We start from the raw sequence: 23,657 nt of genomic DNA, 5'->3' as shown, positions 1-23,657 counted from the left end.
GACGATGTACCCCGGACGCCACGTCGACGAGCACCCCGACCGTCCCGCGCTGATCATGGCGGGCAGCCGGAAATCGTTGACCTACCGCGAGTTCGACGAGCGCGCAAACCGGGTCGCCAACTATTTCCGCGACCTCGGGCTGCGCCGCACCGACCACATCGCGATCCTCGCCGAGAACCACCTCGAGATGATCGTGACGATGTCGGCCGCCGAACGGTGCGGCCTGTACTACACCCCGGTCAACTCGTTCCTCTCCGTCGACGAGGCCGCCTACATCGTCGACGACTGCGGCGCCCGCCTGCTGGTCACCACCGCCGCCAAATACGAAGTGGCCTCGGCGCTTCCGCAGCACTGCCCCAAGGTCGAGCACTGGCTCGTCATCGACAAGGACGACGCACAGGCACCGTTCCAGGATTTCGCCCCCGTCATCGAGCAGTACCCGCCGACGCCCGGGCGGGACGAACGGCTGGGCACCCCGATGTTCTACTCGTCGGGAACCACCGGACGGCCCAAGGCGGTCAAGCGCCAGTTGCCCGATGTCGGCCCACAGGAACAACTCGGCATCGAGGAGATGGGCAAGCGCCTGTTCCGGATGCGCGAGGGCATGACGTTCCTGTCGACGGCGCCGCTGTATCACTCCGGCCCGCAGTCCAGTGTCTCCATCGGACTCCGGCTGGGCGCCACCCACATCGTGATGGAGCGCTTCGACGCCGAACAGTTCCTCGCGCTCATCGACGAGTTCGGCGTCACCCACACCATGGTGGTGCCCACCATGTTCTCGCGAATCCTCAAACTGCCGAACGAGATCCGCGACAAGTACGACCACTCCACGCTCGAGGCCGTCGTCCACGGCGCCGCGCCCTGCCCGCAACAGGTCAAGCAGCAGATGCTCGACTGGTGGGGCCCGGTGATCTACGAGTACTACGGCGGCACCGAGGCCAACGGCACCTGCGGCTGCACGCCACAAGAGTGGCTCGCGAATCCCGGCACGGTGGGCAAGGCGTTCTTCGGTGAGATCGTGATCCGCGACGACGACGGCACCGAACTCCCGCCGGGCGTGCCCGGGACGATCTGGTTCCGCGGTGGCAACAGTTCCTTCGAGTATCTCAACGATCCGGACAAGACGGCCGAAGCGCAGGATCCAAGCGGCACCATGTCGAAGATCGGCGACATCGGATACGTCAACGAGGAAGGCTATCTGTTCCTCACCGACCGGCAGGCGTTCGTGATCATCTCCGGCGGGGTCAACATCTACCCGCAGGAGATCGAGAACCTCCTGATCACCCACCCCGAGGTCATGGACGCCGCCGTATTCGGCGTTCCCGACGAGGATTTCGGCGAGGCGGTCAAGGCGGTGATCCAGCCGGTCGACCCAGGCGGCGGCACCCCGGACCTCGCACAGCGCCTCCGAGAGTTCTGCCTCGCCCATCTGGCGCGGTTCAAATGCCCGAAGTCGTTCGACTTCATCGACGAGATGCCCCGGCTGCCCACCGGCAAGCTGTACAAGCGCAAGCTGCGGGATCCGTACTGGAAGGAAGTACAGAGTGCGTAGGACGCTCTACACCGAGGAGCACGAGGCGTTCCGAAAGGCGTTCCGGGCCTTCATCGACCACGATGCCGTGCCCCACGTCGAGGCGTGGGAGAACAGCGGGACGGTGGACCGGGCATTCATCCGCGCCGCCGGTGAGAACGGATTCCTCGGATTCGAGTTCGGTTCCGAGTACGGCGGGCTGGGCATCGAGGACTTCCGCTACAACGCGGTGATGACCGAGGAGGTCGTCGCTTCGGGTATGGCGGGAGACCTGTTCTCGATGCAGAACGACATCATCGTGCCGTACTTGCGCGACCTCACCACCGCCGAGCAGCGTGACCGGTGGTTGCCCGCCTTCACCCGCGGCGAATGTGTGACCGCGCTCGGCCTGACCGAGCCCGGCGCCGGTTCAGACCTGGCCGCCATCAAGACGAGCGCCCGTCGCGACGGCGACCATCTGGTGCTCAACGGTCAGAAGACGTTCATCACCAGCGGCGCCACCTGCGATCTGGCCATCGTCCTGGTCCGCACCGGCGAGCGCGACGGCCGCGGCACCACGTTCGTCGCGGTCGAGAACGGCACCCCCGGCTTCGAGCGGGGCCGGCCGATGCACAAGATCGGCCGGCGGGCGCAGGACACCGCGGAGCTGTTCTTCGACGACTGCCGGGTCCCGGTGTCGAACATCATCGGGGAGCCGGGTCGCGGATTCGGTTGCGCGATAGCGAATCTCCCGCGCGAGCGGCTGTCGATCGCGGTGGCCGCGGTGGCCTCGGCCCGGCACGCTCTCGAACTGGGACTCGAGCACGCGCGTCAGCGCAGCGCGTTCGGCGCGCCGCTGGCACAGTTGCAGTCGGTGCGCATGCAGATCGCGGGGATGCACACCGACATCGTCGTGCTGCAGGAGTACGTCGACCGCTGCGTGGTGGCGCTCAACGACGGAGAGCTGACCGCGGCCGAGGCGGCAGGGGCGAAATACAAGGCGACAGAACTGCAGTGGGAGGTCCTCGACCGCGTGCTGCAGTTGTTCGGTGGATACGGCTACATGGAGGAGTATCCGATCGCCCGGATGTGGCGCGACGCTCGCATCCAGCGGATCTATGGCGGAGCGAACGAGGTCATGAAGGACCTCGTCGGACGAGCGGTGGTGGGTTGATGTCTGCACTCAAGGGCCGGGTGGCTCTGGTGACCGGGAGCTCCCGAGGGGTGGGCCGCGGCATCGCGCTGCGCCTGGCCGCCGACGGCGCCGCAGTGGCGGTGAACTACCGGCGCGACGCCGAGGCCGCCGACGCGGTTGTCGCCGAGATCGTTTCGGCCGGCGGCGAAGCCAAGGCGTATTCGGCGTCGATCGACGACACCGCGGCCGTCGACGCGATGGTCGACGCGGTGCGCACCGACCTGGGTCCCATCGACCTCGTGGTGAGCAATGCCGGCACGGCGAGCAAGGGACAACCGGTGGGCGACACGCCCGGCGCCGACTTCCAGTCGCTGCTCAACGTGCATGCGCTGGGACCGATCCACCTCATCCAACGGGTACTGCCGGACATGCGGGCGGCCGGGCGCGGTGACGTGATCATGATCTCGAGCAGCACAGTCGCCGAGGCCCCGGCGTTGTCCGCGCCGTACACGATGGCCAAGGCTGCCATGGAGATGTGCATCCGGACCCTCGCGCAGGAGGAGCGGGTCCACGGCATCCACGCCAACATCGTCGCCCCCGGCCTGGTGGAGACCGAGATGGGGCGTCGGCTGGTGCGGGCGGCCACCGGCGGCGGGACCATGGAGGACATCGCCGAGTCCTATCCGTTCGGTCGCATCTGTACGCCCGCCGACATCGCCGGTGCGGTCGCCTACCTGGTCTCCGCCGACGCGGATTACGTCACCGGGCAGCGGATCACCGTCGACGGCGGCGGCCGGTCGGTCAGCGTCGTCTAGTCGCCTCTGAAGGCGCGGAGAGGAATTGCATGATGACGGTGGTGGCAGAGGAGGAGACGTCGATGAGCGACAGCACATCGGAGTTCCTCACCGAACTCGCCGAGGTCCTCGGCGGACGGGTCGCCGGCGGTCGCCCGGTGGAACTCGTCGACGTGGATCAACGCAGCGAGGGCAACTCCTGGGAGACCTATCTCGTCACCGCGGCATGGGATTCCGGGAAGCACTCGGCGTCCTACGCGGTCAAGCGGCAACCGCTGAGCGGAATCGTCGGCAGCTACGACGTCGGCCGCGAAGTCGCGCTGCTGCGTGCCGCGCAGAGTATCGGCCTTCCGGTGCCCGGCGTGGTGGCACACCGCGTCGGTGAACCCGGAAATCGGGGCTTCTTCGTCATGGAACGGCTCGAGGGCGTCGTCCCGATGCCGCACAACGTGTCGCGGATGATCGCCGACGCCGACGACCGCGCCGCGCTCGGGCGGCGGGTGGCCCGGGAGATGGCCACCCTGCACGCCGCGGCGCCGGAAGCGTTGGCGCTGCCGGAACTCGATGCGCCGCCGGCGCCGGGCGACACGAGCCGTGTCGAGAACGACCAGTGGCGGCGCACCTACGACGAGGTCGCCACCGTGCGGATCCCGGTGCTCGACCTGGCGTTGGCCTGGTTGGATCACCGGTCCGACCACGTTTCCGGACGGGTATCGCTGGTGCACAACGATTTCCGAGTCGGCAACCTCGTCGTGAACCCTGGCGACGGGGGACTGGTCGGGATCCTCGACTGGGAGACCGCGCACTTCAGCGACCCGGTGGCCGATCTGGCGTGGTTCTTCCAGCGGACCTCGCGGGGGCGTTCGCCGCTGGCCTGCAAACTGCTCGGGGTGGAGGATTTCCTCGACGAGTACGCACAAGCCGCGGGGTGGCGGCCCGATGAGCGCACACTGACCTGGTGGGCGGTGCAGTCGCTGACCAAGACGGCCATCGGCTGCCTGCAGGCGGTGGCGATCTTCCAACGCGGCGATCGTCGCGACCTGCGTTACGCCAACATGGCGCACAGCGTCTACTACAGCCTCGGCTGGCTCAATCAGATGCTGCGCGACGGAGAGTGGGGATCCTGATGACCGTTTACGCACTCGATCTCGCGGCGGTGCACGCCACCATCCGCGACACACTGGTCACCCGGGTTCTGCCGGGCGTCGAATCCGGCAACGCCCGCGCCGAGTTGATGTCGGTGGTGGAGATGCTCGACAGTCTCGAGTCGCGGCTGGCCTGGGAGCCGACATCGCTGGCGGCCGCCGTGGAGCGCACGAAAGCACTGAGCGCGGTACTCGGACAGGAATCCGATGATTCCGACGACGTCGAAACCCTGCGGGCGCGGCGGCAGTCGATCGGCGAGGCGTTGGCGACGGCCTACACCGGCGGAGCCGATCCGGCAGTGGTGAAGGCGGTGGCCCGGTTCACCGCCGATGACATCGTCGCCGAGATCTCGCCGGGTCTGCGACCGGGACTGCCGGCCTGATCAGGCGGTCGTCGGGCCGGACGGCACCACGATCGCGCGCATCAGGGCAGCCAGTTCGTCGGCGATACCGGGCCGCTGGCGCAGCCGGGGGTGTTGCGAGATGTCGGTGACCACACCGATGGCGGCCTGCGCGAGCGCCCGCGCATCGGCGGACGAAAGGTCGTCGGACAACGCCTCGATGGCCTCGACCCACTCGGCCACGTACTCGCGCTGGGCGTTGCGCAGGGCGGACTGTTCCTCCTCGGGCAGATACAACAGATCCGTGGCGAGGATGTGCATGATCCGGCCGTACACGCCCAGCGCCTGGCGGACATAGGTGGTGATGAGCGCGTCGAGCGCCTGCTCCGCGGTGAACGCGTAGGCCAGGGCGTCGGAGGTCACGTAGAGCAGCCCCTCGGCGCCCCGTTCCAAGACGGCCCGCAGCACCTCGGATTTGCTGCTCACGTGCTGGTAGAGCGTCGCGGTCGACATCTCCGACGCCTTGGCGATGTCGTCGATGTGCACGTCGTAGAAACCCCGCTCGGTGAACAGTCGGGCGGCGGCGTCGATGATCCGCTCCCGCCGGCCCGCCGGTTGCCGTTGCCCGAGTTCGGGTATCGGCCCGGCGTCCTCGGCCGGAGCGGGCAAGTCGCAGTCGATGATCGCCCAGGCCGCGGCCGACTGAATCTCCTGGAGTCGTTCGGCGGACAGGTTGCCGCGGAAGTTGGGGGTGTTGGAGTACATGGCCAGCACGGCGAACCCGAGCAGCTCGGCCTTGTGCTCGCCGACTTCTGGTCTGACGGCGAGGAGCTTGGCGGTGATCCGTTCCTGATTCTCGTCGAAGTGCCGACGGAACACCTCACGCTCGGCATCCTCGAGGTGGCGCTGCTCGCGACGCCACAGGGTGGCTTCGTTCCCGTTCGCGGTGATGTCGCCCAGGCCGGCGAGCAGCAGTTGCAACTGTTCGAGGGCCGTGGTGCCCTGCTCGGCGGTGACCGTGTGAAGTTCCTCGACGAGGTGGACCTGAGTCATCAGGGCGTGCACCAGGATGTCGTGCTTGCCCTTGAAGTGCCGGTACACCGCGGGCCCGGTCAGACCGACGGCCGCGCCGATCCGATCGATGCTCACGTTCTGGTAGCCGTAGTCCTGGAACAGGTGGGCGGCGGCGCGCGCGACCTGCTCGGTGCGGTGGCGGCCACGCGCAGAGGACCGGAGAGTCGCCTTCACCGTCTCGGCGCGCGCCGCGGTCGCTCGTGGCATCTCACTCTTTCCCCGCGTCATGGATCAAGTTTCGCATCCGCATCGTGCGAACTTGATGACCATATTTTGTATTAACTATCCTCCTCAGTGTACCTGTACAGAGCATTGTTGACGTCTTCAAGCGGCGGAGTTATGGTTCACTGACTGCACTGGCGTGGGTCCTGGGGACCGTCCAGGCATCGTTTCCGGCCGCTTAAGACAGGTCGAACACACCGTGAGGGGCAGCCACCATGGGCCATTACCGAAGCAACCTGCGTGACGTCGAGTTCAACCTGTTCGAGCTACTCGAACGCGACCGCCTCTTCGGCGCGCAACCGTACGGGGACATCGACCTCGACACCGCGAAGTTCATCCTCCGTGAGGTGGACCGGCTCGCGCGCGAGGATCTCGCGGAATCGTTCGAAGAAGCTGATCGTCACCCTCCGGTCTACGATCCGTCGACCCGATCCGTCACGGTCACGCCCGAGTTCGCCGGCGCATACAAGACATGGATGGACGCCGAGTGGTGGCGCCTGCGAGTACTCCCCGAACTGGGCGGTACCGACGCCCCCAATTCGCTCAACTGGGCACTGGCGGAGTTCGTTCTCGGGGCGAATCCCGCGTTGTGGACATATGTCGGCATGCCTACCGCCGCGCGGGTGGTCTGGCACCACGGCACCGAGCGGGACCGCAAGATCGCCCAGATCGGCGTCGAGAAGCGCTGGGGCGCAACCATGGTGCTGACCGAGCCGGACGCCGGTTCTGATGTCGGAGCGGGTCGCACCCGCGCCGTCCCCAACGACGACGGCACCTGGAACATCCACGGCGTCAAGCGGTTCATCACCGCAGGAGAGCACGACCTGGCGGACAACATCCTCCACCTCGTCCTGGCCAGGCCCGTCGGTGTCGACAGCGTCGGCGGTCCCGGTACCAAGGGGCTCAGCCTCTTCCTCGTCCCGAAGTTCCACTTCGATCCGGACACCGGCGAACTCACCGGTGAGCGAAACGGCGTGTACGCCACCAACGTCGAGAAGAAGATGGGCATGAACGTGTCCACGACGTGCGAGTTGACGCTCGGCGACGACGCTCCGGCGCGAGGGTGGCTGCTGGGTGAGGTGCACGACGGGATCGCGCAGATGTTCGAGGTCATCGAGGACGCGCGGATGATGGTCGGTTGCAAGGCGATCGCCACCTTGTCGAGCGGCTACCTCAACGCCCTGGACTACGCCAAGCAGCGCGTGCAGGGGGCGGATCTCGCGCAGATGTCGGACAAGTCGGCGCCCCGCGTCACCATCACCCGCCACCCGGATGTCAGGCGTTCACTGCTCACGCAGAAGGCTTTCGCCGAGGGCATGCGGTCGTTGGTCCTCTACACCGCGTCGTGGCAGGACGAGATCGCGGTGAAGACGGCCGCGGGCGAGGACGCCGCGTTGGCCGAAGCCGTCAACGATCTGCTCCTGCCGATCGTGAAGGGTTACGGGTCGGAACGGTCGTGGGTGGTCCTGGGCACCGAATCGCTGCAGACCTTCGGCGGATCGGGCTATCTGCGCGAGTATCCCATCGAGCAGTACGTTCGTGATGCCAAGATCGACACGGTGTATGAGGGGACGACCGCGATCCAGGCCCAGGACCTGTTCTTCCGCAAGATCGTTCGCAACAGGAGCGTGGCACTGACGCACCTGTTGGACGAGGTCAAGGCCTTCGCCGCCGCATCCGACCCGGCGTCGCCGATCACCGGCGAACGTCGACTTCTGGGGGATGCGGTCTCGAACGTCGAGGCGATCGTCGCGAAGATGACCGGCGACCTCGCCGCCTCCAAGGATGAGTCCACCACCGTGTACCGGGTCGGTCTCAACGCCACGCGGTTGCTCTTCGCCCTCGGCGACGTGTTCGTCGGATGGCTGCTGCTGAGGAGTGCTCACATCGCGCTGACCGCACTTGCTGAGCCGCAGGCGCCCTCAGACATCTCCTTCTACGAGGGGAAGGTGGCCGCCGCGCAGTTCTTCGCCCGCGAGGTCCTCCCGAAGATCGCCGCCGAGCGCGAGATCGCGGAGACCGTCGGCGATTTCGTGATGGAGCTGGACGAAGCGGCCTTCTGAGGCACCGCTCCATGCCAGCGAGCAGACACAGAATCGCGTGAATCCTTACCGGATCACGCGATTCTGTGTCTGCTCGCGGAGGCTGACGCGCCCTAGTTAGTCGCCGTCCCGGACGATGCAGAGTGCGTCGACTGCGACCAGTCCGTCCGCGGTGACCAGGAGTGGATTCACGTCCAGCGACTCGATCCACTCGTGGCCCGCCGCGGCGAGCTGCCCGAAGCCGACCAGGGTGTCCGCAAGCTGGTCGAGGTGCCACGGCTCCGACCCACGGAATCCGTGTAGCAGATGGACGTCACGGAACTCCTCGATGAGGGATTCGGCATCGGCCCGCGTCAGTGGTGCCGGCCGTCCGCCGATCCGTTGCAGAACCTCGACGAAGACACCGCCCAGTCCGAGCATCACCATGGGGCCCAGTTCGCTGCGGCCGTCGATCCCGATCAGCAATTCACCGCGCGACACGGTCATCGGTTGGACGGCGACGGTCGGTGCGACGCCGTGTGCCGCTGCGATGTCACGCATCTGGGCGACGGCGCTCGGCAGTTCCGAGGGGGCGACGTTGAGGGCGACTGCACCCAGCTCGGTCCGGTGCGCCACGTCGGCGAGCTTGACGGCATAGGGGCCTGCGAAGGACGGACTGGCCACGTCGTCGCCGTCCCCGAGCACCAGGTATGGGGCCGTGGGGATCCCGAACCGCTCCAACAGCGCCATGACCTCGCCGAACGGTAGAAATCGGCTGCCGTTCGCAGCGTCAGTGACGTGTGTCGACGGACGCGGGATCGGTGCCACGACATCTATTGCGCTGGAGAGGCTCTCACGATCGTGAACGAAGGTGTTCAGGGTGTGCAGACCTCGCAGGGTGCCGCGGATTCCGTAGCCGAGCGCGACCACTCCGTCGTCGCCGATGACCTCCTTGGCGAAGGCGCCAACCGCGCCTGCCCCGGCGGCGATTGCCACGGGCTTGCCGTAGCGGCGTGCGGCCACCGCGACATCCTCGATGAGGCGGCGGTACATCGGGGTGTCGTCGCTGTCTCCCCACATGTTGACGAAAACGACGGCATCCAGCTCGTCGCACCCGCCGTAGCGGTCGACGATGTCGGTCCAGAACGTCGCGCCGAAGCCGGTTGTGTCAAGGGGATTGGGGACAGTGATTCCTGGGATGGTCGCCGCCACCCACTCGGCGAGGCTGTCGAGAGGCGGCAGCACGAGCCCCTCGGCCTCCGCGACGTCGAACGCGAGGGAGGCGAAGCCGCCCGTTCCGGCGACCACGCCGATGCGCTCGACGCCCGTCCACCGCCCGGGATCGAGCTGGCTGACGACGGCAAGTCTGTCGACGAGTTCCTCGAGGTCATAGGCGAGTTGGATGCCGACCTGACGGAAGGAGACGTCGTAGGCCCAGGCATTGCCTGCGAGGGCCCCGGTGTGTGACGCCGCCATCTGTTGCGTGCGGCTGTTGCGGGCGAGCTTGAGTGCCACGATCGGCTTTCCCGCCGCGATGCACCGCCGGGCCGCGCGGAAGAATTCGGCGGGGCGGCGAATCCCCTCCACGACAAGGCCGATGGCGCTGGTGTCGGGGTCGGTCGCCAGGAAATCGAGGTAGTCGGCCATATCGATGGTCGCCTCGTTGCCCGCCGAGATGAGCCGAGAAATCCCCACGCCTGTGCGTTGTCGCGCGGCGATCGCGATTCCGCCGATCATCGCGCCGCTGTGGGACACGACGGACACACTTCCTGCCGCGGGGTGGTAGTCGGCGGATGCGGTCAGGTGCAGGCTGCGAGGCATGCTGATGTAGCCAAGGCTGTTGGGGCCGATGACGGCCATTCCGCCGCGGTTGACCGCGTCGACAAGGCGGGCCTGGTAGTCCGCGCCCTCCGCGCCGAGTTCGGAGAAGCCGGCCGCGTAGACGACGATTCCGCCGCAGTCGAGCGCCGCGCACTCCTCGGCGAGCGCGACGGTCCGTTCGGCGGACATCACCGAGAGCACGGCGTCGACGGGGACCGGTATCTGGCTGATCGACTGGTAGACGGGCGCCCCGAGGACGGTCTGCGCGGTCGGGTGGACGAAGTAGACCTCGGCATCGCTCTCCAGTGTCGGGGCGACGAACTGGGCGACCGGTGACTTGTCGCTGAGCCCCACGATGGCGATCGTCTTGGGATTCAGCAGTCGGGCCAGCGAGTTGACTGAGGCACCGCCGTCGGAGACGAGGGTCATGGCTGACGTCCTTCGGTCGAGGTCTTGTCGTACATTTGTGAACAGCGATTATGATAGTAGGAATCGTAGAAGGTCGAAAGAGCCAGGCAAAATGCTCGAAAGTTAGCGCCAACTATGCAATGATCGCGACCATGGCGAGGACTGAGGCGCTGGCACGCGTCGAGAAGATGTATGTGGAGGGCTTTCCGGACCCGGCGACGGCCTCTGTGGAGGACTTGCGAACGGCATACGACGAGCTGTTGCTGCAGTTCGAACTGCCCGCGGGGGTCGAGCCCGTCTCCGGTGAGATCGGTGGTGTGCCGGTTCTGACCGTGACGGCCGAGGGCGCAACCCGCGACAAAGTGCTCGTGTGGTGCCACGGTGGCGGATACGTCCTCGGCAGCGCCAGGGGGTTTCAAGATCTCGGCCACACGTTGTCGCGTGCGTCCGGTGTCACCGTGGTGCTGCCGGATTATCGGCGCGCACCGGAGAACAAGTTCCCGGCCGCGGTCGACGATGGTGCCGCGGTGATCTCAGACCTGGTGTCGACCCTCGGTGCGACGAACGTAGCGGTGGGAGGCGACTCCGCCGGTGGGGGGCTGACACTGGCCGCGTTGACGGCACTGCGCGATGGGGGCACACCTCTGCCCGCGGCGGCAGTGTTCATCTCACCGCTGCTGGACTTCACGGCGAGCGGTGCGAGCGTGGATCTCTACGACGGTAAGGACGTCGCCGTCTCCCGAGGATCGATCGCGAACCTCAGGGAGGCCTACCTGCAGGGCCACGATCCGCAGGATCCGCTGGCCTCGCCGGTGTTCGCCGATCTCGGAGCGCTGCCGCCGTCGTTGTTCCTCGTCGGCTCCGGCGAGGTGCTTCTCGACGACTCCTGTCGCGCCGCGATGGCGATCACGGAACGGGGCGGCACCGCAACGGTTTCTGTCTACGACGACATGGTGCATGTATGGCCGCTCTTCTCGTCGATTCTGCCGGAGGGCGTCGATGCCGCCGACGAAGCCGGAGCGTTCATCCGCAAGAGTCTCGGACTGTGAGCCGTTCCGCTGCACCCGGGTGGTTGACCATCACACCCGGGTGCAGCGGCCGACCGCTGACCTGATCTCTCCTGTCAGGGCACCGGAGTCGGGCGGAGGCGCCGGTCGCCGAGAGCCATCTCAATGCGAAACACTTTGCGCCCAAGACAAAGCTCCACGACGACCCGCCGAAGTGGGTCGCGACGCAGGACTCGGTCCGGGTCGATCACAGGCTCAGGCTCCGGCCGCCGCATAGATCGGGAGCAGATCGGTCGCCGCATCGGCCAAGAACTTCGGGTCCACCAGCAGATGCTGGGTGGCGACCTGCATATCGCGCACGTATCGGCCCAATGTGCTTGTGCGGCCGATGCTCTGGCTGCCACTCCAGCGGTGTGCGAAGCCGACGATGGTGTCCATGGTCTCATGGCTGAAGGCCAGCTGCTGACGCATCCGGGCCATCTGCTCCGGGGTGCGGGTGTGGCCGGCGTCCACGGTGGCCTCCGTCGACTCGACGAGGTCGTAGAACGACAGGCGGACGGCGTGCAGCAGGGCCTCCATCCGGGCGAACTCGATCTTGAAGATGTCGGCCTCGCCGATCGGGCCGCCGTAGTTGGGCCGGAACTTCTTGATCGCCACCGCGGCAAGCAGTTCCAGCGCGCGGGTCGCGATACCGAGCACCACCGGGACGTGCGGCAGCGGGCCGACGAACTCGTTGGACAGCTTGTAGATCGTCTCCGAGCGGTAGGGCGTGCCACCGAAGGTGACGATGGTGTGCTCGTCGGGCGCGAACTTCTTGTCCACCCGGTAGTCGTGGCTGCCGGTGGCGCCGAGGCCCCAGACATCCCAGTTCTGCTTGAGGTCGATCTCGGCCTTGGGGAACATGGCCACCCGGGGCTGCGGCTGCCCGTCCTCACCGAGGATCGCGTTGCCGTCCTCGTCGGCGAGAAACACGCCGGCGCCGATCCAGGTGGCGTGGTCCGACCCGCTGGCGAAGGCGAAGTTGCCCTCGACGATCAGACCGCCTTCGACCTGCTTGGCCGGGTATCGGGGGAGCAGCTGACCGGCGACGCGGAAGTCCTCGTCCCGGCTCATGAGATCCTTGGCCACCTCGGGCTTGAGGTAGCCGAGCACCTCGGCGGTGGACCACGAGGTCGCCATGAACGCCCACGCGGTCGACGCGTCGGCCTTGGCCATCTCTTCGTACACCCGCAGGCCCTCACTCGGCAGCAGGCCCCCGCCCCCCAGTTCGGTCGGGACCAACATGCGGTGCAGGTCCTGCTCGGCGATCGCATCGCGGACGGCGTCGCTCAGCGTCTGAGCCCGCTCCATGCCCTCGGCTTCGGCCCGGATCAGTGGGGTGATGGCACGAACGCGCTGCAAGTACTCCGCCAGTGGGGTGCCGGTACCGGCTTCTCGGGTCAGCGTCTCGGTCATTTAGATGCCTTTCTGCAGATTTGCGGAGGGAATGCCTGTCGCTTGGGGAAGCGGCCACCAACTACCGTTGTGACTAAGGTAACGAAATTAATGCTAATGTCAAGTGTCTAGTTTGCAGGCCAGAAGCCTACGTGCTTCACACAGTGACTGAAATGAGTACTAACCATGTACCTGACGCAGGCATTGCACCGGGCGGTGCAGCAGACCCCGGACCTTCCGGCCACGGTGTTCGGTGAACGTGTTCGTACGTGGGCCCAGACTGCGGACCGGGCGGCGCGGTTGGCCAGCGCGTTCCAAGGCCTCGGCGTGCGCAGCGGTGACCGGGTGGCGCTGCTGGCGCAGAACTGCGACGCCTACCACGACTTCCTTTTCGCGGTGCCGTGGGCGGATGGGGTCGCGGTACCGGTCAACACCCGCTGGAGCGTCCACGAGATCGCGTTCTCCCTGGAGGACGCGGGCGCGCTGGTGCTGGTGGTCGACGATGTGTTCCTCGACATGGTCGAGGAGCTGCGGGAACTTGCGCCGACGGTGCAGGCCTACATCCATGTCGGAGATCGGGCACGGCCCGAGGGCGTGCTGGACTTCGAGGACATCATCACCGCGCACGACCCGATCGAGGATGCCCGTCGCGGTGGTGATGCGCTGGCGGCGATCTACTACACCGGCGGCACGACCGGTACGCCCAAGGGGGTCATGCTCAGTCACGCCAACCTGATGGCGGCCGCGCTGGGTGCCCTGTCGACCGGACAGTTCCTGGAGCCGCGCGGTCGGCTGTTGCACAGCGCCCCGATGTTCCACCTGGCCGACGGGTCGGGATGGTTGGCCCGCAACCTGGTCGGCGGCACCCATGTGATCCTGCCGGGCTTCACCCCGGACGCCGTCGCCGTCGCGGTCGAGCGCTACCAGATTACCGATATGTTCCTGGCCCCGACCATGATCCAGATGTTCGTCGATTCGCCGGCGGCGGCCCAGCATGACCTGTCCAGCCTCAAGCATCTGATCTACGGTGCCTCGCCGATCTCGCAGGCGGTTCTGGAGCGGGCGATGCGACTGCTGCCGCAGGTCAAACTGCTGCAGGCCTACGGCATGACGGAATTGTCGCCGACCACAACGGTTCTGACAGGTGAAGAGCACCTGGATCCGGCGCTGCTGAGATCGGCGGGCCGTGCCGTGCCGATCGCCGAGGTGAAGATCGTCGACGAGGACGACAACGAGGTCCCCCGCGGCACCGTAGGCGAAGTCGCCGCGCGCGGACCGCACGTGATGCTCGGCTACTGGAACCGGCCCGAGGAGACCGCGCAGGCGCTGCGCGGCGGCTGGATGCACACCGGCGACGGCGGTTACCTGGACGACAATGGGTATCTGTTCATCGTCGACCGGATCAAGGACATGATCGTCACCGGCGGGGAGAACGTGTACTCCGCCGAGGTGGAGAACGCCCTGGCGCAGCATGCCAGCGTGGCGACCTGCGCGGTGATCGGGGTTCCCGACGCCGACTGGGGTGAACGCGTGCACGCCGTGGTCGTGCTGCAGGAGGGGATGACGGCGACCGCCCAGGAACTGCGGGACCACTGCGGGAGCCTGATTGCGCGGTACAAGGCGCCGCGGACGGTGGATTTCGTCGACTCGCTGCCGCTGACCGCGGCGGCGAAGGTGTCGAAAGTGGATCTGCGGCAGCGGTATTGGAAGGACGCGTCGCGGTCGGTGAACTGAGATCGCGAGCAACGCAAATGCCCCCGGCATCGCCGGGGGCATTTGACGGTGTCCGCTAGCTTTCCAGCGAGGCGGGTGGATTGAAGCGGTCGCCGTAGCGGGCGGCCAGTTCCTTGGCCCGGGCCACGAACGCGGCCTTGCCGATGCCGTGAGGGCCCTCGTAACCCACGATGTACTGCGCGGAACCACCGGTCCAGGCCGGGTAGCCGATGCCCAGGATGGATCCGACGTTGGCGTCGGCGCTGGTTTTCAGCACGCCCTCGTCGAAGCACTTCTGGGTCTCCAGCGCCTCGGAGAACAGCAGGCGGTCGATGGCGTCCTGCAGCGGGATCTCCGTCGAGCCCGAGTTGAAGGTCTCCTTCAGGCCCGGCCACAACCCGGCGCGCTTGCCGTCGACGTAGGAGTAGAAGCCCGCACCCTTCAGGCGCGACGGCCGGCCGAGTTCGATCATCTTCTCGACCACGAGTTCACCCGGGTGCGCGACGTAGGTGGTTCCCTCATCCTTGGCCGCGGCCTCGGAGGCGATCGAGATCTTCTGCAGCAGTTCCAGGTTCAGCTCATCGAGAAGCTGCAGCGGAGGTGCCGGGTAGCCCGCCTGGCCGCCGGCCTGCTCGATGGTGGTGGGGGCGATACCTTCGCCCAGCATCGCCATGGCCTCGTTGACGAAGGTCCGGATCACGCGGCTCGTGAAGAAGCCGCGGCTGTCGTTGACCACGATCGGGGTCTTCTTGATCGCCTGCGTGTAGTCGAACACGCGGGCCAGCGCCTCGTCGGAGGTCTTCTCGCCCTTGATGATCTCCACCAGCGGCATCTTGTCCACGGGGGAGAAGAAGTGGATGCCGATGAAGTCCTCCTGACGCTTCACGCCGGCGGCCAGACCGGTGATCGGCAGCGTGGAGGTGTTGGAGCCGAGGATGGCGTTGGGCTCGACGATGTCCTCGATCTCGCCGAACACCTTGTGCTTGAGTTCCTGGTCCTCGAAGACCGCCTCGATGACGAAGTCGACACCGGCGAGGTCGGCCGCGTCGGCGGTCGGGGTGATCTTGGAAAGCAACGCGGCGGACTTCTCTTCGGTGGTCTGCCCGCGGCTGACGGCCTTGGCCTCGATCTTCTCCGAGTAGGCCTTGCCCTTCTGCGCAGCCTCGATCGTGACGTCCTTGAGCACGACGTCGTAGCCGGCCTTGGCCGACACGTAGGCGATACCGGCGCCCATCATGCCCGCGCCCAGCACGCCGATCTTGGTGATCGGGGTCGTGCCGATGCCCTCCGGGCGGGAGGCGCCGCCGCTGATGGACTGCTGATCGAGGAAGAACGCCTGGATCATGTTCTTCGCGGTCTGGCCGGTGACCAGCTTCACGAAGTAGCGGCTCTCGATGCGCGATGCGGTGTCGAAGTCGACCTGCGCACCCTCGACGGCGGCGTCCAGGATGGCCCGCGGTGCGGGGACCGGCGCGCCCTTGAGCTGTTTCTTCAACGTCGCGGGGAAGGACGGCAGGATGGCCGCCAGCCCCGGCGAGGCGGGGGTGCCACCGGGCAACTTGTAGCCCTTGGCATCCCAGGGTTGCACGCCGGCCTCGGGGTTCTCCTTGATCCACTTCTTCGCGGCGGGGATGAGCTCGTCGACGGACTGGACGAGCTGATCCACCAGACCGATGTCGAGGGCCTTGGGGGGGCTGAACCGCGCTCCGGTGGACAGGATCTCGGCGAAGGCCTTCTGCACACCGAACATGCGCACGGTGCGGGCGACGCCGCCACCGCCGGGCAGCAGGCCCAGGGTGACCTCGGGCAGGCCGATCACCACACCGCGCACATCGGCGGCGATGCGGTGATGGGTGGCCAGCGCGATCTCCAGCCCGCCTCCGAGGGCGGCACCGTTGATCGCGGCGACCACCGGGATTCCGAGGGTCTCCAGCCGGCGCAGATCGGCCTTGGTGGACTCGGCGAGATCGAACGCCTCGGCCGCGTCGTCGGGTCCGAGCTTGATCAGGCCCTTGAGGTCGCCGCCGGCGAAGAAGGTCTTCTTCGCACTCGCCAGCACCACACCCGTGACCGAATCCTTCTCGGCCTCCAGCCGATTCACCGCGTTGTGCATCGACTCGCGGTAATGGTCGTTCATCACGTTGGCCGAACCGGTCGGGTCGTCGAGTGTCAGCGTGACGATGCCGTCGGCATCCTCATCCCACGCAATGGTGTTCTCTGTGCTCATTTTCACGTACTCCTAGACGCGCTCGATGATGGTGGCCACGCCCATGCCGCCGCCGATGCACAGCGTGATCAGCGCGCGTTTGGCGCCGCGACGCTCGAGCTCGTCGACCATGGTTCCGGTGATCATGGCGCCGGTGGCGCCCAGGGGGTGGCCCATCGCGATGGCGCCACCGTTGACGTTCAATTTCTCGTCGGGGATGCCCAGGTCCTTCTGGAACTTGAGCACCACCGAGGCGAAGGCCTCGTTCAGTTCGAACAGGTCGATGTCGTCGACGGTCAGACCGGCCCGGTCGAGCACCTTGCGGGTGGCCGGGGTCGGCCCCGTCAGCATGATCGTGCCGTCGGCGCCGCTGGTGGCCGTCGCCACGATGCGCGCCCGCGGCGTCAGCCCCTGCGAGACACCGGCGTTCTCGCTCCCGATCAGCACCAGGGCGGCGCCGTCGACGATGCCCGAACTGTTACCACCGTGGTGGACGTGGTTGATCTTCTCCACCGTGTGGTACTTCTGCAGCGCGACCTCGTTGAAGCCGCCCATCGCGCCGATATCGGTGAACGCGGGCTTGAGCTTGCTCAGGCTCTCCAGGGTGGTGTTCGGGCGCATGTGCTCGTCGTGATCCAGGATGACCAAGCCGTTCTGATCCTTGACCGGCACAACCGATTTGGCGAAGTAGCCGCCGGACCATGCTGCCGCGGCACGCTGCTGGCTGCGCACCGCGTAGGCGTCGACATCCTCGCGCGAGAAGCCCTCCATGGTGGCGATCAGGTCGGCGCCGATGCCCTGCGGGACAAAGGACACCGCGTAGTTGGTCTCCGGGTCGTTGGCCCAGGCGCCGCCGTCGGAGCCCATCGGCACGCGGCTCATCGACTCCACGCCACCGGCCAGCACCAGGTCGTCCCAGCCCGAGCGCACCTTCTGCGCGGCGGTGTTCACGGCCTCCAGGCCCGATCCGCAGAACCGGTTGAGCTGCACGCCGCCGGTGGTATCGGGCAACTTGGCCGCCAGCACCGCGGTGCGGGCAAGCACAGCGCCCTGATCGCCCAGTGGGGACACCACACCCAGGATCAGGTCGGAGATCAGGGACTCATCCAAATCGGGGAATCGCGAGCGGATCTCGTCAACCAGACCGACAACCAGACTGATCGGCTTGACCTCGTGCAGAGCGCCACCGCGCTGCTTACCGCGCGGCGTGCGGATCGCTTCGTAGATGAAGGCTTCTTCAGGCATCTGTGTTTCCTCGGGTGATGGTGTAGTCCGCCATATTCGGTTGGGACGTGCGGGCAAAGTAGTCGGGAACGGCCCACGGCGAGTTGGTGACGACGCGGCCCTTGCTGTTGCGGTAGTAGTTCTGCACGCCGTCCATCGCGTACACCATGGCGTTGTTGGTCTCGTCGAGTTCGGTGTTGTACTCCTCGAACGGCTCTGGGCGGCATTCGACGGCGGCGACGTCGTCGCGGACCATCCGGGTCAGCATGTCCACGACGTAGCGGACCTGGGCCTCGGCGATCGTCAACCAGCTTCCGCCCGGCGGGTTCGTGTTGGGGCCGTAGAGGAAGAACAGATTCGGGAAGCCGGGCGCGGTCATCCCGAGGTAGGCCCGGGCGTTGTCGTCGCTCCACGAGTCGCGCAGCTCGACACCGTCACGCCCGCGCAACTCCATCGGGTACAGGTACCGCTGCTGCTGGAATCCGGTGCACAGGATGAGCATGTCGACCTCGTGTGCCTCGCCGGACGCCGTCACCAGGCCGCGCTCGGTCAGATGGTCGATGCCCTCGGCCACCAGCTCCACGTTGGGGCGGCGAAGCGTGGCGAACCAGCCGTTGTCCATCAGTAGGCGCTTGCCGAACGGGGGATAGGTGGGTGTGCACTTCTCGATGAGGTCGTCGCGACCGTCGAGCTGGGAGCGCAGGTAGGCGATGAAATTCCGCCGGTACGCGTCGTTGAGCGAGCTGACCAGCTTGCCCTTCTCGGCGGCCTTGGGGTCGACCCGGAGCGCGGGGTAGTTGCGCTCGGTGTAGATCCAGTAGAGCCGGAACCGGAACCACGCGCGGTAGAAGGGGACGTGGCGGAACAACCAGTGCCTGCTTGCCGGTTGCTTGCGGAAGTACTGCTCGTTGGGGGTGATCCAGTGCGGTTCGGGTTGGACGACGACCATGTGCTCGACGTCCTCGGCGATCTTGCAGACCACCTGCATCGCGCTGGCGCCCGCGCCGACGACCGCGACCTTCTTGCCCCGGTAGTCCGCGTCGGGGGTCCAGCGGGCCGAATGGACCACCTGACCGCCGAACTCGTCGAGGCCGGGGAAGTTCGGGATGTTCGGTGTGTTGTGCAGCCCGGCCGCGGTGATCACCGCGGAGGCGCGCAGCGTCTCGGTGCCGTTGGCCGAGGTCGCCGTCACCACCCACTCATTGGCGTCGGCGTCCCATTCGGCGCTGTCGACGCTGGTCTCGGTCTCGATGTGGGGGGCCAGCTCGAAGTGGGCGACGACGTTGTCGATGTACTGCGTGATCTCGTCGCGCTGCGCGAAGTTCTCGCTCCAGTCGTGGTGGAAGAACGAGTAGGAGTACAGGTTGTTCGGAACGTCCACCCGGGCACCGGGATACCGGGCCTCGTACCACGTTCCGCCGACATGGTCGTTGCGCTCGAGCACCCGGAACGGGATTCCCGCCCGCTTCAGGTGGACCGCGGCCGCCAGCCCGGAGAAGCCGGCACCGACGATGATGACGGAGAACCCGGTTCGCGCACAGTGATCGGCGACGTCGTCGGCGACGAACGGGTTGAGTCCCAGCTGTTCTGCCGCCAATGCGGTGTACCGATCGGAGACCGGCTCGCCCATCACCGCCGACATCAGCGTGGTCAGTTGCTCACCGCTGGGGGAGGGGTGGGCGATCGGCGTTCCTGCCGTCCAGTTCATGACGGCTTCGTATGCGGCATCGCGGATCTCGGCGACCGTGTCGGGCGCGAGCCCGCCGTCGTCCAGGTCCTCGAAGGCGACGGTGGGGGCGATGCGGTAGGGCTCGCCCAGCCACCGCGGATCGCCGGTCAGCTGGTAGAGGACGCCGATCAGACAGGGCACGTTGGCGGTGGCCAACGCGTCCCGCAGTTCGTCCGCGTCGATGGTGGCGGTGGGTTCGAGGAGTTGACTCATCATACTTCCTTGCTCAGTGCGACAACAGTTTTCACGGCGTCGAGGCGTTGGTTGGGATCGGTTGCCATGGGGGTGACATTGACCAACGTCACGCCGGCTTCGTGCAGCACGGTGAGGCGCTGCCGGATGTGGTCGGCATCGCCGATGAGGGCGGTCGCGTGCACGAGTTCGTCGGGGACGGCCGCGGCGGCCTCTTTGGCGCGGCCGGCCAGGAAGTGGTCCTGGATGACGGCGGCTTCCTCGGCGAATCCGTACGACGCGACGAGCTGGTTGTAGAAGTTCTTCTCCCGCGAACCCATGCCCCCGACGTACAGGGCCAACTGCGGCTTCGCGGCGTCGACCCACGCCGACGAATCGCCGTCGGTGACCGCGAGAGGAGCACGCGCGATGATCTCCAGCGGCCCGAGATCCGGTTGGCGCTTGGCGGTGCCTCTGGCCAGCGCCTCCCCCCAGACGTCCTGGAGCTTCTCGGGGTAGAAGAAGATCGGTTCCCACGCGTCGGCCAGTTCCGCGGTGAGTTCGACCATCCGGGGTCCGAGTGATGCGATCGAGATCGGAATTCGTTCGCGTACAGGGTGGTTGATGAGTTTCAGCGGCTTGCCGAGCCCGGTTCCTCGGCTGGGGTCCAGCGGGACCCGGTAGTGCCGACCCTCGTGGACGAGCGTCTCCCGGCGCCAGACCGACCGGCAGATCTCGATGGTCTCCCGGGTCTTTCCGAGCGTGTCCGCGAACAGAATGCCGTGGAAGCCCTCGACGACCTGTGGTCCCGACGGTCCCAGACCCAGGCGGGCACGGCCGGCCGACACATAGTCCAGTCCGGCTGCCGTCGTCGCGATGAGTGTCGGCGTGCGGGTGTCGAGTGGAAGTACACCCGTCGCCAGCTCGAGGGACTTCGTCCTGGCCGCCAGGTACGCGAGTTGGGTTGGGGCGTCGAAGGAATACGCCTCCCCGAGAGTGACCGAGGAGAGCCCGGCCGCTTCCCAGGCGGCGATCTCGTCGCCCACGTCGGACATCGGTCGCCCGAAGTCCAGGACGGTTCCGATCCGCATCTGCGATCCCTTTCCGAGCCCGGACGCGACTGGTAAACGGTCGCGGCGTGATGCCCGCCTGTGAGGCTCTACTTCACTTCGAGTCAATGCTTGATAAGGAATATACAGCTAAGTACGCCACGTTTGTTAGTCTTGATTCTGTGAGACGCGCAACTTGGCGAGGTGCAGAAAGGGCGACGCCGACAGCCCCGGGGGAGGGGTCTGCCGGCGTCGGTGGGGACAGATCAGATGTCGAGGACGAGCTTGTCGCCGCGGCTGCGCGACACGCAGATCATCATGCAGTCGTTGCGCTCTCGCTCCTCGTAGGTCAGGACGTCGTCCCGATGTTCGGGAACACCACTGAGAACCGGTGTTTCGCAGGTTCCGCACATGCCGGACTGGCATGAGGACATCACGTCGACACCGTGCGCCACGATCGCCTCGAGCACGCTCTGGTCCGCGGGCACGGTCAACGTCACACCCTGCTGGGCCAGTTCGACCTCGATCGGGGTGTTGACCCACTCGGTCTCGACAGTGCTGGAGCTGAAGCGTTCCAGCCGCAGCGCGCCGGCAGGCCAGGACGTGCAGCGTTCTTCGACTGCGGTGAGCAGACCCTGCGGGCCGCAGCAGTACACCAAGGTGTCAGCCTGCGGGGCGCCCAGGATGTACTCCAGGTCCAGCAGCCCACGCTGATCCTGCGGCCAGAACTCGACCCGGTCACCGTATGGGGCCAGTTCGTCGAGGAAGGCCATGGATTCGGTGCTGCGGCCGCCGTAGAACAGCTTCCAGTTCGCGCCCGCCGCCTCGGCCTCGGCCAGCATCGCCCGGATCGGCGTGATACCGATGCCGCCGGCGATGAACAGGTAATTCGGTGACGGCGCGAGCTGGAAATGGTTGCGAGGACCGCGAATACGGATCTCGGCGCCATGTTCAAGGCTGTCGTGCACGTAGACCGAGCCGCCGCGGGAACGCTCATCGGGTTCGCGGAGCACTGCGATGCGCCAGGTGCCCCGGTCGGCGGGGTCACCGCACAGCGAGTACTGGCGTACCAGGCCGGAGGACATGATGAGGTCGATGTGTGATCCGGGTGTCCACTCCGGGAGCGGATGGCCCCCAACCTCTTTCAAGGTCAGTGCGGCGATGCCGTCGGCGATGACATCCTTGCCGGCGACGACGACGTCGGCCTCGTACTCCCGCATGACCAGACGCACGGTGCTTGCCTGTTCCCGGCAGTCAACGTTGGTCATGCGGTCTACCAGGTGACGGGCAGCGACTTCAGCCCGAAGATCTTGGCTTCGGTCTTCACCTGGATCTCGTCGGAGGGGACTGCCACCTTGAGTGTCGGAATCCGGCTGAACAGCGTGCTGATCACCGACTGCAGTTCCACCCGGGCGAGCGGCGCGCCGAGGCACACGTGGATGCCGTGCCCGAAGGCGACGTGGCCTTTGGCGTCCGTGCGCAGGATATTCAGCGTGTCCGGATCCTCGAATTGTTTGGGGTCGCGGTTGGCCTTGTCCATGGCCACCATGACGATGTCGCCGGCCGGGATGGTCTGACCCGCGAGTTCGATGTCTTCGGTCAGGTAGCGCGGCAGATTTCCGATGATGTCGAGGAAGCGCAGCAGTTCCTCCACCGCAGCCGGCACCCGGGACGGGTCCTGGCGCAGCAGTTCGAGTTGATCGGGATGCTCCAGGAGGGCGTACACGCCCAATGAGATCATGTTGCCGGTCGTCTCGTGCCCGGCCATCAGCAGGAACGCGGCCATGCCGGCCACTTCGGGGATGGTCGGGTCGCCGCTGCGAACGTGGTTGAGCAGCAAGCTGATCAGATCGTCGCCGGGATCATCCATCTTGGAGACGGTGAGTTCTCCGAGATACCCCATGACCGAAGCGACCGTCTGGGCCGCCTCTTCCGGTGAGGTATCGAGGCGCAGGAACTTCACGGTCTCTTCCTGGAACCAGTCGTGCCGGTCGTAGGGGATGCCCAACAATTCGCAGATCACCAATGACGGCAACGGGAGCGCCAGGGCCTGGACCAGGTCGACCGGCCCGTCCTGCTCGAGAATCTGATCGATCAGCTTGTTCGTGATCCGCTCCACCGCGGGCCGCATGGCTTCCATGCGGCGCGGGGTGAATTCGCGGGAGAGCATCTTGCGCAGCCGGGTCTGGTCCGGCGGATCCATCGCGACGAAGAAGCCGGGCAGTGGCTCGCCGCCCTCGTCGCCCCGGGATGGGTCGGGGATGTTCCGGACGCTGGAGCGCCGGTCGGCGAGCACGGCCTTGACGTCGCTGTAGTCGGTCACCAGCCAAGCCGGCACGAGGCTCTTGAACGACACCTTGCGGATGGAGCCACCGTCGGCGTAGTCATCCGCGGGCGCGAAGGGGCACTGCCGTTTGAACGGGAACACCGGTAGCTCTTGCGAATTCGCGTCCTGGGCACCGGAATCGACATTCGCCGTCTGCTCGCTGGTCGTCATTCGGGAGGCCTCCTGGGATGTCGCGTCACACGGTCCGGAATCGGATGATCTCAGTCACATCAGTGACTCGTCATAGCATCACATACAAGCTCAACGACCGTCAAGGAGGGGGAGTCCAAGGGCGCTGCCCTCGCCTCGTGCATGATTGCTGGGAGT

Annotated in this window: 17 protein-coding genes; 8 read left to right on the top strand and 9 right to left on the bottom strand. The window is 66.6% G+C overall.

Annotation, left to right across the window (positions count from 1 at the left end):
- The first annotated feature begins 4 nt into the window (after positions 1-4).
- From G6N49_RS15850 to G6N49_RS15830, 5 genes are read left to right on the top strand one after another with little or no spacing between them, the layout of a single operon-like run.
- Entirely contained in the window at positions 5-1,552 is a 1,548-nt protein-coding gene (locus G6N49_RS15850) for an AMP-binding protein (protein WP_011558909.1), read from the top strand.
- Entirely contained in the window at positions 1,545-2,684 is a 1,140-nt protein-coding gene (locus G6N49_RS15845; RefSeq protein ID WP_011558910.1) for an acyl-CoA dehydrogenase family protein, read from the top strand. Before G6N49_RS15850 ends, G6N49_RS15845 begins: the two co-directional genes overlap by 8 nt.
- The gene (locus G6N49_RS15840) at positions 2,684-3,460 is read left to right on the top strand and encodes an SDR family NAD(P)-dependent oxidoreductase (protein WP_083044657.1); all 777 of its coding nucleotides are present in this window, start codon (positions 2,684-2,686) and stop codon (positions 3,458-3,460) included. The genes G6N49_RS15845 and G6N49_RS15840 overlap by 1 nt, the downstream gene beginning before the upstream one ends.
- Positions 3,461-3,489: 29 nt before the next feature.
- Positions 3,490-4,566, top strand: a complete 1,077-nt coding sequence (locus G6N49_RS15835; protein ID WP_083044656.1) for a phosphotransferase family protein — start codon at positions 3,490-3,492, stop codon at positions 4,564-4,566.
- The gene (locus G6N49_RS15830; RefSeq protein ID WP_064917593.1) at positions 4,566-4,967 is read left to right on the top strand and encodes a hypothetical protein; all 402 of its coding nucleotides are present in this window, start codon (positions 4,566-4,568) and stop codon (positions 4,965-4,967) included. Before G6N49_RS15835 ends, G6N49_RS15830 begins: the two co-directional genes overlap by 1 nt.
- Here G6N49_RS15830 and G6N49_RS15825 read toward each other — a convergent pair whose 3' ends face one another.
- Positions 4,968-6,206 carry a TetR/AcrR family transcriptional regulator gene (locus G6N49_RS15825; RefSeq protein WP_064917471.1) on the bottom strand — a complete coding sequence of 413 codons (1,239 nt, stop codon included), beginning with the start codon at positions 6,204-6,206 and terminating at the stop codon, positions 4,968-4,970.
- A 230-nt stretch (positions 6,207-6,436) separates the two neighbouring features.
- Between G6N49_RS15825 and G6N49_RS15820 the strand changes: the two genes are divergently transcribed.
- Positions 6,437-8,284 carry an acyl-CoA dehydrogenase gene (locus tag G6N49_RS15820; protein WP_083044655.1) on the top strand — a complete coding sequence of 616 codons (1,848 nt, stop codon included), beginning with the start codon at positions 6,437-6,439 and terminating at the stop codon, positions 8,282-8,284.
- Between the two features lie 96 nt (positions 8,285-8,380).
- On the opposite strand, the gene G6N49_RS15815 is transcribed toward G6N49_RS15820, so the two are convergent.
- Positions 8,381-10,492 (bottom strand): acetate--CoA ligase family protein, encoded by a 2,112-nt coding sequence (locus tag G6N49_RS15815; RefSeq protein WP_083044654.1) that lies wholly within the window; start codon positions 10,490-10,492, stop codon positions 8,381-8,383.
- Between the two features lie 131 nt (positions 10,493-10,623).
- Here G6N49_RS15815 and G6N49_RS15810 point away from each other — a divergent pair, with 131 nt between their 5' ends.
- Complete coding sequence (locus G6N49_RS15810) at positions 10,624-11,520, top strand: alpha/beta hydrolase (protein WP_064872173.1); 897 nt, start codon at positions 10,624-10,626, stop codon at positions 11,518-11,520.
- Between the two features lie 213 nt (positions 11,521-11,733).
- Here G6N49_RS15810 and G6N49_RS15805 read toward each other — a convergent pair whose 3' ends face one another.
- A complete protein-coding gene (locus tag G6N49_RS15805) occupies positions 11,734-12,933 on the bottom strand; it encodes an acyl-CoA dehydrogenase family protein (RefSeq protein WP_083044653.1) in 1,200 nt (399 codons plus the stop codon).
- Positions 12,934-13,098: 165 nt separating this feature from the next.
- Between G6N49_RS15805 and G6N49_RS15800 the strand changes: the two genes are divergently transcribed.
- Positions 13,099-14,646 carry an acyl-CoA synthetase gene (locus G6N49_RS15800; protein WP_083044652.1) on the top strand — a complete coding sequence of 516 codons (1,548 nt, stop codon included), beginning with the start codon at positions 13,099-13,101 and terminating at the stop codon, positions 14,644-14,646.
- Positions 14,647-14,701: 55 nt separating this feature from the next.
- Here the strand turns inward: G6N49_RS15800 and G6N49_RS15795 are convergent, their stop codons facing one another.
- From G6N49_RS15795 to G6N49_RS15770, 6 genes are all read right to left on the bottom strand, one after another.
- Positions 14,702-16,852, bottom strand: a complete 2,151-nt coding sequence (locus G6N49_RS15795; RefSeq protein ID WP_083044651.1) for a 3-hydroxyacyl-CoA dehydrogenase NAD-binding domain-containing protein — start codon at positions 16,850-16,852, stop codon at positions 14,702-14,704.
- 12 nt (positions 16,853-16,864) lie between these two features.
- A complete protein-coding gene (locus G6N49_RS15790) occupies positions 16,865-18,076 on the bottom strand; it encodes an acetyl-CoA C-acetyltransferase (protein WP_011558924.1) in 1,212 nt (403 codons plus the stop codon).
- Positions 18,069-19,997: a flavin-containing monooxygenase gene (locus G6N49_RS15785; protein ID WP_083044650.1), complete on the bottom strand. Its 1,929-nt coding sequence runs from the start codon at positions 19,995-19,997 to the stop codon at positions 18,069-18,071. The genes G6N49_RS15790 and G6N49_RS15785 overlap by 8 nt, the downstream gene beginning before the upstream one ends.
- Complete coding sequence (locus G6N49_RS15780; protein ID WP_083044649.1) at positions 19,997-21,046, bottom strand: LLM class F420-dependent oxidoreductase; 1,050 nt, start codon at positions 21,044-21,046, stop codon at positions 19,997-19,999. The genes G6N49_RS15785 and G6N49_RS15780 overlap by 1 nt, the downstream gene beginning before the upstream one ends.
- 224 nt (positions 21,047-21,270) lie before the next feature.
- Positions 21,271-22,272, bottom strand: coding sequence for a PDR/VanB family oxidoreductase (locus G6N49_RS15775; protein ID WP_064876364.1), 1,002 nt, complete (start codon positions 22,270-22,272; stop codon positions 21,271-21,273).
- Positions 22,273-22,277: 5 nt separating this feature from the next.
- Positions 22,278-23,501 (bottom strand): cytochrome P450, encoded by a 1,224-nt coding sequence (locus tag G6N49_RS15770; protein WP_064876366.1) that lies wholly within the window; start codon positions 23,499-23,501, stop codon positions 22,278-22,280.
- Positions 23,502-23,657: the final 156 nt, after the last annotated feature.

It is taken from the genome of Mycolicibacterium monacense (genome assembly GCF_010731575.1).
GTDB lineage: Bacteria > Actinomycetota > Actinomycetes > Mycobacteriales > Mycobacteriaceae > Mycobacterium > Mycobacterium monacense.
Note: the sequence above shows the minus strand (reverse complement) of the source record. Positions and strands in the feature narration are given on the sequence as shown.